This window comes from Mesoflavibacter zeaxanthinifaciens DSM 18436 (assembly GCF_000422365.1).
GTDB lineage: Bacteria > Bacteroidota > Bacteroidia > Flavobacteriales > Flavobacteriaceae > Mesoflavibacter > Mesoflavibacter zeaxanthinifaciens.
Map to the genome: position 1 here is coordinate 465,506 of NZ_AULQ01000001.1, position 12,397 is coordinate 477,902.

Here is a 12,397-nt window from a genome sequence, read left to right on the forward strand (position 1 = left end):
TAAACTGAGGTTTTTTTGTAATTTTAATAAAAATTAAATCTTAATGAAATCGACTATATCTAAACACGTATTCACATTTTTAAAACAACTAGAAAAAAATAATAATAGAGATTGGTTTAATGAAAGAAAACCAGAATTTAAAACTATAGAAAAGGAAGTAAAAGCGTTTAATGAAGAATTATTTACTCTAATTAATAAACATGACCAAGTAGATAAGTTAAAGCAGTTTAGAATATATAGAGACGTAAGATTTTCTAAAAACAAACAACCTTATAAAACCCATTTTGGTTGTTCCTTCAATCGTGTAAAACCTAAACTTAGAGGTGGATATTATATTCATATTCAGCCAAATGACGAAAGTTTTATTGCTACAGGGTTTTGGGATCCAAATAAAGAAGATTTACTACGCATTAGAAAAGAGTTTGAAACAGACGATCAAGAGATGCGCAATATTTTAAACGATAAAAGCTTTTCTACTATTTGGGGAGATTTTAAAGGAGACAGCCTTAAAACAGCACCAAAAGGTTTTGATAAAGAACATCCAGCAATAGATTTAATTCGTCGTAAACAGTATATTTTTACTAAACCGTTTACAGACAATCAAGTTTTATCAGATAACTTTATAAATGAAGTAGATACAGCATTTAAAGCCATTCGTCCATTTTTTGATTATATGAGCGATGTCTTAACTACAGATCTTAACGGTGTTTCTATACTTAACGATTAGTCTACTTCGGTAACGATATATTTAGTGCCATTAAATTCAAAACGATCACCAACTGTTTTTTGCTTTAATAATTGACCTATTGGAGATTGTAAAGAAATAACATAAAACGTATCACCATCTAATTCTATTTTACCTAAACTAATAGCAATAAAAAATTGCAAACTATCCGTTTTTACTAAGCTTCCTAAAGCCACGTTAGGCGATAGTAAATTGGTTTTAACAAGCTTAAGGTATTCTTGTGTTTTTCTAGCTTCGTTTAAATAACCTATGTTTTTTTCAAGGTCATTCATTAATTTACCGTTACCAGAATCGTCGTCTTCGTTATTTGGTTTATCGTTATTTTCTAAAGATTCTTTTAAAAGTTCAATCTCGTTTTTGTAATCCTTTATGCGATTATCTACATGTGTATTACAAATCTGTAAAAGTTGTTGTTTTGTTGTCATTTTATCTTAAACCGCAGATAAATATTTAGGCTTTTCAAATAATTGAATATTGCTTTGTAAACGTTGTTTTACAATATTCATCATACGTTTATTTAGCGAAGACGAGTTTTTTATATACGTCAAATATTCATCTACTGTAAATTGACCAATCACCATACCTTTAAGGCTGTTTCTAAACTTAATGTCTTTATGTATAGCATTTTCAATATAATTTAAACGCTTTTCTAATGTCAATTGGTAAAATACATTTTTATGTTTTGCAATGTAATTTCTAAAAACCTCAATAAATAAATCATTTTGCAATTTAATTACTGGTCTTAACGTTTCATTTTGAAAACGTTCTTCACTACTCATTGTTTCATTAATAATAATACTTTCAATAATTGGTCTTGCAGCTAACAGTTGTTGATCTCGCGTAGTCATGATAGTAATTTTTACTAAAATTATCGATAAATAATAGCAATACAGACATAGTAAAAAATTGTTTTTAACGGTCTTATTAACAATCTATAAATTGTAATTTTGAAATAAATATGGATTAAATGAAATTTGGAAGCGTTACTAACCCAGAAGATATAGATTTTACTTTACCAGAAGACCATAAAGACACAAAACGTGTGCTTAATTTGGTAAAAGATGATAATGAACCAGAAATATATGTTGGTTGCGCAAAATGGAATAGAGCAGACCTAAAAGGCTTCTATCCAAGAGGCACAAAAGACGAATTGGAGTATTATTCTTCACAATTTAATAGTATAGAGCTTAATGCAACTTTTTACCGAATTTTTCCGCCAGAACAATTTGAAAAATGGAGAGAAAAAACACCATCAAATTTTAAGTTTTTTCCTAAGCTAAATCAAGAAATTAGTCATTGGAAACGTCTTAACGAAGTTAAAGAAGTCGTAGATAACTATCTATATTCTGCTATTAATTTAGAAGAAAAATTAGGAACTATTTTTTTGCAAATGCATAATAATTTTGCGCCAAAAGATTTTAATCGTGTTGTTAATTTTATTGAAGATTGGCCAAAAGAAATTCCATTAGCAGTAGAGTTTAGACATACCGATTGGTATAATGATCCAACTGTTTCAGAAGAGTTATTTCAACTTTTAGAAACTAATAACATATCAAATGTTATTGTTGATACAGCAGGAAGACGCGATTTAATGCATATGCGATTAACTAATCCAACTGCTTTTGTGCGTTACGTTGGCGCAAATCATCCTACAGATTATACACGACTTGACGATTGGATAAAACGATTAAAAACTTGGAAAACACAAGGAATTAAAGAGATAGATTTTTTTATACATCAAAACATAGAAAAAGAATCACCTTTACTTTCAGCATATTTTATAAAACAATTAAATGCAGAATTAGGCGCTCAATTAAAAGTCCCTAACGAAGCTCAACAACAAAATTTATTTTAGCCTATGAGATTTCATACAAGAAAATGGGTAAAACCAGAAGACTTAAATCCAAACGGTACTTTGTTTGGTGGTAAATTACTAGCTTGGATTGATGAAGAAGCAGCACTTTACAGCATAGTACAATTAGAAAACAATAAAGTGGTTACTAAATACATGAGTGAAATTAACTTTATGAGTAAAGCAACCGAAGGTGATATTGTAGAGATTGGTATTGATGTTAAAAAGTTTGGTGGCACATCGTTAACCCTTAAATGTGAAGTGCGTAATATGCGTACACGCGAAACTATTATTACTGTAGAAGATATTATCATGGTAAATTTAGGTGAAGATGGAAAACCTAAACCACACGGAAAAACACAAATAGAATACGTTAAAGACCGATTAAAAAAGTAGGAGAGAAGCCTACTTTTTTTTAGCTAAAAACTTTTTGTCTACGTAAAAAGTCCCAAAAGGAATTAAAGAAGCAACAAGTACAACTAAAAATGTACGGTTATTCCATTTTTGTTCTGGTTTTAACAACACAGCCAAAGCAATATAAGCTACAAATAATAACCCATGTGGCATACCTAAAAGCTTAACATATGTAGGGTCGTTTGCAAAATACTTTACAGGTGTTGCAATAAAAAGTAATAATATATAAGATACACCTTCTAATAAGGCGACAATTCTGAAAATACTAAGTAAACTCATTCAAAAAATTTTAAACAAAAATAAACCCTGAAACTTAATTAACCGAAAAAATATTAAATAAATTAACCGTATATTTGTATACTCATTTATAGCAAGTAATCCTTTCTAATTCTTTACTTCACTAACTATTCAGAATTTTTAAGCGTATCGCATTAATTACTTTCTTTTAAATGAAATAATTAAAAACTTAAAATACGCTAATGGCAAAATCACAACAAACATTTAACAAAAGTGAAAAAGAAAAAAAACGTTTAAAAAAGCGAGAAGATAAACGTAAAAAAATGGAAGCTCGCAAAGCCGAAAAAGAAGCTAATGGTGGTTCTAACGGTATACAATTTGCATATGTAGATCATAACGGAAATTTGGTAGATACACCACCAGATCCAGATATGAAAAAGAAAATAGATTCTGAAGAAATTGTACTTGGTGTACCAAAAAAGGAAGAAGGAGAACAAGAAGATCCTATAAGACAAGGTAAAGTCTCTTTTTTTGATACATCTAAAGGTTTTGGATTTATTATCGATTCTGAAAATAATGAAAAATATTTTTGTCACGTAAGCGGACTTAAAAGTCAAATAGCTGAAAATGACAAAGTATCTTTTGAACTAGAAAAAGGTATGAAAGGTATGAATGCTGTTAACGTTACTAAAATATAACACTACATAAAATATTAATAAAAACCTCTTTAAAATTAAAGAGGTTTTTTATTTGAAAAAATCTAACAACCCATTAACCCAAAAGAAATAACTAACTCTTGGTCAACAGTGTTACCGTTTTCATCTTTTGCTGGTGTCCAAGTACTAGGTAAATCTTTCAATAATTTAATAAGTTGCCTATCAACTTTTGGGTAGTTAGAACTATGATCCAAATGTATATTTTCAATTTCACCTGTTTTTGTTACTGTAAAATACAGTTTACCAGCTTTTAACTGTTTAGGATCAACATCTTGTCTAACTGTTTCGGTTTCATTTTTAAAATAGGTTTTTAATGCATTAAAACCTTCAGAATATTGTGCTTGCACGTCAGGTACAATGGTATGATGTGGTGTAGAGTAATTATAAGCGCCAGAATAGTTATCTATAAATTCTGTTCTAAAAACAATATTGTCGCCATAACCTAACGTTTGTAAGTAATTAAGTTGTTCTGTAGTAAAAGTTGTAGTTGTTCCGGCTAAATTTAAATCTTGTTGTCTATCGTTAACCACTTTTAGTAATCGTACAGCTTGTAAAGTTTTCATACTGTTTAGTGTTTCTATGTCGTAAACATCTTTTAGTTTTTTTGCATTGATGACTACTGATTTTTTAATGGGCATAAAACGTGTGCCAATTTCATAGATAAAATCTTCAAAGACTTCATTTTTAATAATTGGATCGTGTTCCTTAGGTCCATAAATTACGTCTTCAGTTTCAGTAATGGTTATTTGCGTTGGTGCAACGTCTTTAATGTCTTTTTTAAAAACGGTAAACGCTGTTAATACAAACGCAAAAATTACTATACCAAGGATTAAAATTTGTTTTTTCATAACTTTAAATTTAATGATTAATGAGATTTAAAAAATTTGATATTATAAAACTATAGCGATAAGCCGTTAAAAGTGTCAAAAAAGTGTAAAAGAAGTGTCAACTGTTGTAAAATCTCATAAAAATGTATGTTATTTACAATACTTATGAAGTTAACTCGCCTATTTTTAAAACCTATAATCGTACTAATTTTGGTTAGTATGGTATTACAATCTTGCACAAAAACACAAGAACCAGCAACAAACCAAGTAGTAAAAATAGCTTTAAGAGATGTTGGTCACCAACTATTATTAAGTAATCAAGACAGCACAACGGTAGTACCGCCGATACAAGATTTGGGCGATAACCATTACCAATTACAATTTAATACACGGTTAAGCATACATCCTGATAGTTTAGTACAGCAAGTAAAAACAAGTTTTAAAAAAGCTAATTTACCTAATAATTATATTACCGAAGTACAGCGTTGTAGCGATAACCAAGTAGCGTATAGCTACCAAATGAAACAAGATATAGAACAAGGTATTGTACCTTGTGGCGGCAGAGCTTTAAAACAAGATTGCTACACTATAACCGTAGCGTTTTATACAATAAAAACCACAACTTCTTTTGGTTATTATACTATACCGTTAGCCTTATTAATTATAGGATTATTATGGTTTATAAAGTTGAGATCTAAACCCAAAGCAATAAGACAACCTATAAGTACAAATGCTAAAACTATTGGTAGTTATACCTTTTATCCAGAACAAAACAAGCTAATTAAACAGGCTAAAGTAATTACTTTATCTAAAAAAGAATGCGAGCTTCTTAGCATTTTTATAGCACAACCAAACCAAGTTATTAAACGCGAAACTTTATCTAAACGTGTTTGGGAAGACCATGGAGTAGTAGTTGGTAGAAGTTTGGATACTTACATCTCTAAACTGCGTAAAAAACTACAAGAAGACCAAAGTATTAAACTAACCAACGTGCATGGTGTTGGTTATAAATTGGAAGTGGAGTAGTTGCTGATTAAAACCTAACCTTTTATCTTTGTTTTAGGTTATTTTGACGAATTATTCAAAAAATAAACTGTTTTTATTTTTTAATTATTTAGATTTAAAACTATATAATTAAGAAGAATGATTAGAATATTACACATTACAGATTTACACTTTACAAATAAAATAGGAGGAAGAACAAAACAACAGAAACTAATTGAAAATTATTTAAATGATTTAGAACAGAATGTAAAAGAGGTTGATTTTGTTATTTTTTCAGGTGATTTAGTTAGTAAAGGCTCAGAATTTAAAGATTTTGAATTAGCGGGTGAAAATTTTTTATTAAAGACAATAGAATATTTAAATACTAATAAAACTAACTTATTCATATGTCCGGGAAATCATGATGTAGATAGAAATAATGTATCAAGATCTGTTGTTAAATATTTAGATGAAGAAGTTAATAACAATGATAAGTTGAATGATTTTTTCAGAAATGATAATCCTGATTTAATAGCAAGCCATAAACCACTTTCTAATTATAGAAAATTTGTAAAAAAATATTTTGATTCTAATAATAGTGATGACCATGTTGAATTAATGTATTCAATTCATAAAAGAAACACTAAAGAAGGAAAAGTTGGTTTTGTCTGTTTTAATACAGCATGGAGATCAATTGGAATTAATGATGATAATAATCTATTATTTCCATTATCTAAAATAGATGAAGCATTAGATATGGTTTTAGATTGTGACATTAAAATAGCAATACATCACCATCCATTAAATGATTTGAAGCCATTTAACTTGTATGATTTAGAAGATTTACTTCACAAAAGATTTGATTTTATGTTTAGTGGACATATACATAAAAATAGTGTAAGCATGGACATAACTCAAAATGATGGTGTTGTAAAATTTGGTTCCTCTGCAAGTTTGAGTTTTGATAGAGATTCACAAATAGGTTATTCTCTTATTGACATAGATTACGAAGAATTAGAGTTTAAGGTTAATTTTAGGATGTATGATAAAAAAAATGAGATTTTTTATCCTTTACCTATAAAAAAAGATAAAATACCTACAACTGAGATTAAAAAAGAACAGAATAGATTAAGAATAAATATAAGAAATAGGTTTTTAGAGGAGATTGAAAATTCAAAAAGTCTATTTGTAGAAAGTGGAAGTAGCAGCGAAAGTAAAAATTTACTTGAATTAAGTACAAATCCAGTTTTAAAAAGTAAATCATTATCTGAAATATTAAATGATGATGAGCAATCACATCCAGATTTTATTTGGTCTGATTTCTTTAAGTTTGATAAGGATTACATAATATTTGGAAAGGATAAATGTGGTAAAACAATTTTATTAAAAAAAATAGAGTTAGAATTACTTAAAGACTTTTCAAGACATGATTATATGCCATACTATATAGATTTAAAATCATGGAATATATCTAATCAAATATTTAATTTTGAAAAAGAGTTTGCAAAATATTATTATATAAATCAAACAGTTGCAAAAAAGTTATTAGAAGAAAAAAAAATTGTTTTACTAATAGATAACTTTCATGTTAATGATAAAGCTATTAAGGATAAAATTGAAAAACAAGTAACTAATCATGATAATTTTAAATTAGTTTTATGTTCTACAACAGGACTTTTAAACACTTTAGATAATACTAGATTCGATGGTAGAGATTTAAATAAACTATATTTTCATAGACTACGTAAAATCCACATAAAAGAATTAACTAAGAAAAACTATAACTTACCAAAAGACAAAGAAGAGCAAATAGTAGACAAAATAAATAGCATATTTAAAAAACTCTCTATTCCATTTAATTATTGGACCGTTTCAATTTTTCTATGGGTTTTTAATAAGGATGCTAATAATAATTTGCATAACGATGTTGATTTAATAAATTTATATATAGAAAAGTTATTGGAAAAAGAACAGCTTACTGTTACTGCATCAACATTTACTTATAATAACTATAAAAAACTATTAGCAAATCTTGCTTACTTTTTGTTGGTTGACCATCGTATAACATCCCATTATGCAAAATACTCTCAAATAATTGATTTTATCCAAAAACAATTAGATAAAAACCCAAGAAAAAGTACAAATCCTAAAGAAATATTTGAATATCTAGATGGCAAAGGTCTTTTAAGAAAAAGAGAGCCAGATATGTATTCATTTAGATTAAATGGTGTTTTCGAATATTTTATAGCTTATTATATGACTTTAGATGACTCATTTTTAAATAAGTCATTAAATGATAAAAATTATTATTTATCATTTGCTAATGAATTTGAACTATTTGCTGGGTTTAAAAGAGATAATATTGACTTTTTAAATAAAATTTATTCAATAACTAAAGCTAATTTTAATCAATTAAATGAGCTCTACAATATTAAAGAGAACTCTATTGACAGTTTATTGATAAGTAAAGTGCATGAAGCAGATCAATTAGGTAAATTAATTGAAAAATATTCAAATAAATTAAAAGAAGGTTTAAGTGAAGCACAACAAGATGAAATAGAGGAGCAGATGATTAAAGAGATGAGGATTGATGAATCACATAGTGAAGTAAAAATGAAGACTTCAAAATCATTTAGTGACACTGCTGAAAGGTTAGAAGAAACCCTTAAAATATTAGGTAAAGTTTATAGAAATATTGATGATATTGATGATTCTGACTTAGTTTATGAAATTTTCGATTATATTATCAATAATGCATGTTTATGGAGTTACAAATTATTAGATGAATTTGGAGAAATGGATATGTCAAAAATTCTTAAAGAAGGAGTTAAAGGAGAAGCACAAGCTTTATTAAAACTTATTTCAAGTGTTATTCCAACTATTGTTCAAGTTAGATTATATGATATGATTGGTCATGTTAATCTAGAAGAAATAATTTTAAATAGACTTATTGAGGCTAAAAGTGATTCAAAAAATAACCAATTTAAAATTTTTATTTATTCATTTTTATTATTAGATATTAATTATAATGGACATAAAAGAATTTTAGAAGAAGTTATTCCCTTAATTAAAATTCCTATCATTAAATATTCTTTTATTTTAAAGTTGAACTATTATCTTGGTTTTAAAAACACTTTAACTAATGAAGATAAAAGGTTTTTAAAGAATAAAATTCAAAGTCAATATTTAAAATTTAACAATAGAATTGATGTTGGAGATGTTCAAAAAAAGTTATCTAAAAATAATAAGCCTCAATAAAATTCGTCAAACCAATATAAGAGCCATACCTTTGCAACTATTTACAAATTATAAACAAAAATTATGAGTAAAGTAAAAGCAAACGATACTGTAAAAGTACATTACACAGGTAAATTAACCAATGGACAAGTGTTTGATACATCTGCAGAAAGAGAACCGTTACAAGCACAATTAGGACAAGGACAATTAATACCTGGTTTTGAAAACGCTTTAATTGATATGGCAGTTAACGAAAAGAAAACTGTAACAATAGCCAAAGCAGATGCTTACGGAGATGTGCGTACAGAATTGTTTCAAAAAGTAGCAAAAGAAGAATTACCAAAAGAAATTACTCCAGAAGTTGGCATGGGCTTAGTTGCATCTGCACCAGATGGATCACAACAACAATTACGTGTAGCAGAAGTTAATGAAGATCATATTGTTATAGATGCTAATCATCCGTTAGCTGGTCAAGATTTAATCTTTGATTTAGAAGTAGTTGGAATAAACTAATATATTTTTAGTCATTTCGAACGCAGTGAGAAATCACATAATAAAAGAATCTATCAACAATTAGATTTATAATGAATTACGCTTTAGAACATTCTAAAGCGTTTTTTTATGATAAAATTTCTCTAAAAAAATAAATTCTGTATCTAGTGCGAAATGACAAATAATAATTATGTAAAATAGAATTAATATAAAAAATGATTTGTTATAATTAATCCTTTAAATTACTATTTTTTCTAATCGCTGAGAATTGCGTATTTAAAAATTTATTGTCATTTATACAGAATATTAAAATTATGAGAATTATGAAATATGACCATTTTTATGGTTTTTAAAGTCATTTCGAACAACGTGAGAAATCACATTATTTCTAAAATTAAATTTTATGATAGTTTCACTGATTAGTTGATTTATTATATTTTGAGATATAGATTCCGCATTAAGTGCGGAATGACAATTATATTTATTTTGGATTGAAAATATTTAGCTTTAATAATCATTTACGATATAAGTCTAAAGACATTATATCGATGACTATGTAAAATAGCACTTCGTGTTATTACGCTAACTATTATAATTGTTCTATAATTTATATTATGTAAAATAGAGACTTATTGATTGTACTCTATAATTATAATATATAAGAATTAAAAAACGCCTAGATTACCTCTAAGCGTTTTTAAACTAATTAATCTAAACTATTAATCGTATATACTCTAAGGGATTCACTTTTAATAATCTGTATAACCTTCTTTTCCTGGTGTGTAAAACGTATCAGGATTTGGGTCTTGTAATTCTTTATGATCTTTAAATCTTTCAACTAAATCTGGATTAGATATAAATGGTCTACCAACGTAAACTAAATCCATACCTTCATCTAAAACTTTTTGAGCATCTGCTTCACTAGCAATGCCACCACCTGAAATTACAGTACCTGCAAAACTTCCTTTAATGGTTGCTTTAATATCTGTTTTAAATTCTGGTGCGCCCATTGCTGTATGATCTACAATATGTATGTAAGCTATATCTAGTTTTTTAAGCTCTAAAGCCAAATAGTTGTATAGCTCTACTAAATCGTCATAATCATACTGTACGTCTCCGTTTACACCGTATGGTGATAAACGAATTCCTACTTTATCACTACCAATAGCTGCGACAACTTTTTGTGTAGTTTCTAGCACAAAACGAGCTCTGTTTTCAAAATTTCCACCGTAATTATCATCTCTAACGTTTGATTTTGGATTTAAAAACTGCTCTAATAAATAGCCATTTGCAGCGTGTAATTCGATACCATCAATTCCTGCATCTATTAATTTTTTAGCGCTATTAACAAATTCGTTTTGGGTGCTTTCTATATCTTTTAATGTCATTGCTCTTGGTGTAGTATGTGGCAACATTCCTTTTGTATCGGTATACATTTCGCCATCAGCTTTTATTGCACTTGCAGATAAAACTTCTCCACCATCAGGAATATTTTCATCTACAGCCATTCTTCCACAATGCATAAGTTGTACAAAAATTTTACCATCATTTTTATGTACTCCTTTTGCTATTTGTTTCCAGCCTTCAATTTGTGCTGGGCTAAAAGCGCCAGGAATACGCGCATAACCAAGCCCGTTAACTGAAGGAGAAGTTCCTTCACTTATAATTAATCCTGCTCCTGCTCTTTGACTGTAATATTCTGTCATTAAATCATTTGGAATATTATCTATTGCTCTGCAACGCGTCATCGGAGCCATTACTATTCTATTTTTAAGCGTTATGTTTTTTAAATTGTAATCGTTATATAAAGTCATGTTTTAAATTTTTATTAAAAATAAATACCATGGAAAATATTTCCAAGTGATTTAACTTAATTTTATAAGTGTTTTACATATGTATATATTGAAAGCTTGAGTGTTTAAATTAGTTTAATGACATATACATTAATTAATGATTTGTCCATTTTCTCTAAATTCTACATCTTTATTTTTACCTTTTTGTTTAAATTCTACATCATAAAAAATACCTTTTGTTGCACTTTGCACATATTCTACTTCTGTTATATCTTCATCTTTAAACTTGCTATTAATTACTTGTTTAATTGCTTTGGGTAGATCTTCTTTATTAATGCTTAATTCTGTTTCAATCCAATTTCCTTTAGGCGAAAAATCTGCGCGGTATTTTTTTCCATCTTTTTTGAAATGTGCCTCAAAATTTCCATGTGAATCTTTTTCCCAATTCGGATTTTTTTCACTTGGATACTTATTTTTAAAAGCTGTCTTTACGGTTTTAGGCACTTGCCCATTTACTGTGTTATTACAACTTATAAATAAAATGACTAGTAAAAGCAAACTTGATGTTTTAAGTAACTTCATAATTTTTATTTTTTATTAATGGTTTCTAATGGCTGAATATCATCTTTAATCTGCTTATAAACATCTAATTGAATTGATGTTAAAATATCTGCCATTTCTGCAGTTTCTTCACGCTGCATATTGTATAATTTGGCTAATTTGGTTTTTCCTGTGAAGTTATTTTCTATTTTATTTCTTGTTATTAAAAACTCCTCTACTTTCTTTTCAAACAGCATAAATTGTTTGGTGGACATTTCTAATTGTTTGTCGTATGCTTTAGCAATTTCTGTAGCTCTTTTATCTAATTTTTCAGAATGTTTTTGAGTGAAAGTATCTTGTGCAAAAATTGATGTGGTAATTAAAAATGCTAAAATGGTAAGTATCTTTTTCATAACTGTAATTTTTTGGTTTACAATAATATACTTTGATTTAAAGGCATTGTCAAATCATTTAAGCAAACTTTAATATTTAACTATAAAGGTTTAACAGTTATTAATATTTAGAAATAAAAAAAAGGCGCAACCTAAGTTGCGCCTTTT

The 12,397-nt window shown here is 27.8% G+C and carries 14 protein-coding genes; 7 read left to right on the forward strand and 7 right to left on the reverse strand.

Annotated features, from left to right (window positions below; translation table 11 throughout):
- Window positions 1-43 precede the first annotated feature (43 nt).
- On the forward strand, window positions 44-727 hold the full coding sequence (locus tag H574_RS0102250; protein ID WP_027878994.1) for a DUF2461 domain-containing protein: 684 nt from the start codon (window positions 44-46) through the stop codon (window positions 725-727).
- On the opposite strand, the gene H574_RS0102255 is transcribed toward H574_RS0102250, so the two are convergent.
- Together H574_RS0102255 and H574_RS0102260 are read right to left on the reverse strand one after the other, a co-directional pair.
- Entirely contained in the window at window positions 724-1,170 is a 447-nt protein-coding gene (locus H574_RS0102255) for a hypothetical protein (protein WP_027878995.1), read from the reverse strand. The genes H574_RS0102250 and H574_RS0102255 overlap by 4 nt on opposite strands.
- A 6-nt stretch (window positions 1,171-1,176) precedes the next feature.
- Window positions 1,177-1,593, reverse strand: coding sequence for a hypothetical protein (locus H574_RS0102260; protein WP_027878996.1), 417 nt, complete (start codon window positions 1,591-1,593; stop codon window positions 1,177-1,179).
- Between the two features lie 119 nt (window positions 1,594-1,712).
- On the opposite strand from H574_RS0102260, the gene H574_RS0102265 reads away from it, so the two are divergent.
- Both H574_RS0102265 and H574_RS0102270 read left to right on the forward strand, forming a co-directional pair.
- A complete protein-coding gene (locus H574_RS0102265) occupies window positions 1,713-2,600 on the forward strand; it encodes a DUF72 domain-containing protein (protein ID WP_027878997.1) in 888 nt (295 codons plus the stop codon).
- 3 nt (window positions 2,601-2,603) lie between these two features.
- Complete coding sequence (locus H574_RS0102270) at window positions 2,604-2,993, forward strand: acyl-CoA thioesterase (protein ID WP_027878998.1); 390 nt, start codon at window positions 2,604-2,606, stop codon at window positions 2,991-2,993.
- A 9-nt stretch (window positions 2,994-3,002) separates the two neighbouring features.
- Here H574_RS0102270 and H574_RS0102275 read toward each other — a convergent pair whose 3' ends face one another.
- On the reverse strand, window positions 3,003-3,290 hold the full coding sequence (locus tag H574_RS0102275) for a DUF3817 domain-containing protein (protein ID WP_027878999.1): 288 nt from the start codon (window positions 3,288-3,290) through the stop codon (window positions 3,003-3,005).
- 200 nt (window positions 3,291-3,490) lie between these two features.
- Between H574_RS0102275 and H574_RS0102280 the strand changes: the two genes are divergently transcribed.
- The gene (locus H574_RS0102280) at window positions 3,491-3,946 is read left to right on the forward strand and encodes a cold-shock protein (protein ID WP_027879000.1); all 456 of its coding nucleotides are present in this window, start codon (window positions 3,491-3,493) and stop codon (window positions 3,944-3,946) included.
- Window positions 3,947-4,008: 62 nt separating this feature from the next.
- Here the strand turns inward: H574_RS0102280 and H574_RS0102285 are convergent, their stop codons facing one another.
- Entirely contained in the window at window positions 4,009-4,812 is an 804-nt protein-coding gene (locus H574_RS0102285; RefSeq protein WP_027879001.1) for an energy transducer TonB, read from the reverse strand.
- A gap of 198 nt (window positions 4,813-5,010) precedes the next feature.
- Between H574_RS0102285 and H574_RS0102290 the strand changes: the two genes are divergently transcribed.
- The 3 genes from H574_RS0102290 (at window position 5,011) to H574_RS0102300 (ending at window position 9,525) form a co-directional block, all read left to right on the forward strand.
- On the forward strand, window positions 5,011-5,817 hold the full coding sequence (locus tag H574_RS0102290) for a helix-turn-helix domain-containing protein (RefSeq protein ID WP_051169809.1): 807 nt from the start codon (window positions 5,011-5,013) through the stop codon (window positions 5,815-5,817).
- 117 nt (window positions 5,818-5,934) lie between these two features.
- Window positions 5,935-9,033, forward strand: a complete 3,099-nt coding sequence (locus tag H574_RS0102295) for a metallophosphoesterase (RefSeq protein ID WP_027879003.1) — start codon at window positions 5,935-5,937, stop codon at window positions 9,031-9,033.
- Window positions 9,034-9,096: 63 nt separating this feature from the next.
- Complete coding sequence (locus H574_RS0102300) at window positions 9,097-9,525, forward strand: FKBP-type peptidyl-prolyl cis-trans isomerase (RefSeq protein WP_027879004.1); 429 nt, start codon at window positions 9,097-9,099, stop codon at window positions 9,523-9,525.
- A 728-nt stretch (window positions 9,526-10,253) separates the two neighbouring features.
- Here the strand turns inward: H574_RS0102300 and H574_RS0102305 are convergent.
- From H574_RS0102305 to H574_RS0102315, 3 genes are all read right to left on the reverse strand, one after another.
- The gene (locus H574_RS0102305; protein ID WP_027879005.1) at window positions 10,254-11,318 is read right to left on the reverse strand and encodes an alkene reductase; all 1,065 of its coding nucleotides are present in this window, start codon (window positions 11,316-11,318) and stop codon (window positions 10,254-10,256) included.
- A gap of 129 nt (window positions 11,319-11,447) precedes the next feature.
- Window positions 11,448-11,879 (reverse strand): PepSY-like domain-containing protein, encoded by a 432-nt coding sequence (locus H574_RS0102310; RefSeq protein WP_027879006.1) that lies wholly within the window; start codon window positions 11,877-11,879, stop codon window positions 11,448-11,450.
- Window positions 11,880-11,884: 5 nt separating this feature from the next.
- Window positions 11,885-12,250 (reverse strand): hypothetical protein, encoded by a 366-nt coding sequence (locus tag H574_RS0102315; protein WP_027879007.1) that lies wholly within the window; start codon window positions 12,248-12,250, stop codon window positions 11,885-11,887.
- Between the last annotated feature and the right edge of the window lie 147 nt (window positions 12,251-12,397).

What these genes read in the sequence shown, in the direction of transcription:
- H574_RS0102300 (WP_027879004.1), top strand. Translation starts at nt 9,097, where the DNA reads ATGAGTAAAGTAAAAGCAAACGATACTGTAAAAGTACATTACACAGGT.
- H574_RS0102310 (WP_027879006.1), bottom strand. Translation starts at nt 11,879, where the DNA reads ATGAAGTTACTTAAAACATCAAGTTTGCTTTTACTAGTCATTTTATTT.
- H574_RS0102255 (WP_027878995.1), bottom strand. Translation starts at nt 1,170, where the DNA reads ATGACAACAAAACAACAACTTTTACAGATTTGTAATACACATGTAGAT.
- H574_RS0102260 (WP_027878996.1), bottom strand. Translation starts at nt 1,593, where the DNA reads ATGACTACGCGAGATCAACAACTGTTAGCTGCAAGACCAATTATTGAA.
- H574_RS0102315 (WP_027879007.1), bottom strand. Translation starts at nt 12,250, where the DNA reads ATGAAAAAGATACTTACCATTTTAGCATTTTTAATTACCACATCAATT.
- H574_RS0102270 (WP_027878998.1), top strand. Translation starts at nt 2,604, where the DNA reads ATGAGATTTCATACAAGAAAATGGGTAAAACCAGAAGACTTAAATCCA.
- H574_RS0102295 (WP_027879003.1), top strand. Translation starts at nt 5,935, where the DNA reads ATGATTAGAATATTACACATTACAGATTTACACTTTACAAATAAAATA.
- H574_RS0102275 (WP_027878999.1), bottom strand. Translation starts at nt 3,290, where the DNA reads ATGAGTTTACTTAGTATTTTCAGAATTGTCGCCTTATTAGAAGGTGTA.
- H574_RS0102250 (WP_027878994.1), top strand. Translation starts at nt 44, where the DNA reads ATGAAATCGACTATATCTAAACACGTATTCACATTTTTAAAACAACTA.
- H574_RS0102285 (WP_027879001.1), bottom strand. Translation starts at nt 4,812, where the DNA reads ATGAAAAAACAAATTTTAATCCTTGGTATAGTAATTTTTGCGTTTGTA.
- H574_RS0102265 (WP_027878997.1), top strand. Translation starts at nt 1,713, where the DNA reads ATGAAATTTGGAAGCGTTACTAACCCAGAAGATATAGATTTTACTTTA.
- H574_RS0102280 (WP_027879000.1), top strand. Translation starts at nt 3,491, where the DNA reads ATGGCAAAATCACAACAAACATTTAACAAAAGTGAAAAAGAAAAAAAA.
- H574_RS0102290 (WP_051169809.1), top strand. Translation starts at nt 5,011, where the DNA reads ATGGTATTACAATCTTGCACAAAAACACAAGAACCAGCAACAAACCAA.
- H574_RS0102305 (WP_027879005.1), bottom strand. Translation starts at nt 11,318, where the DNA reads ATGACTTTATATAACGATTACAATTTAAAAAACATAACGCTTAAAAAT.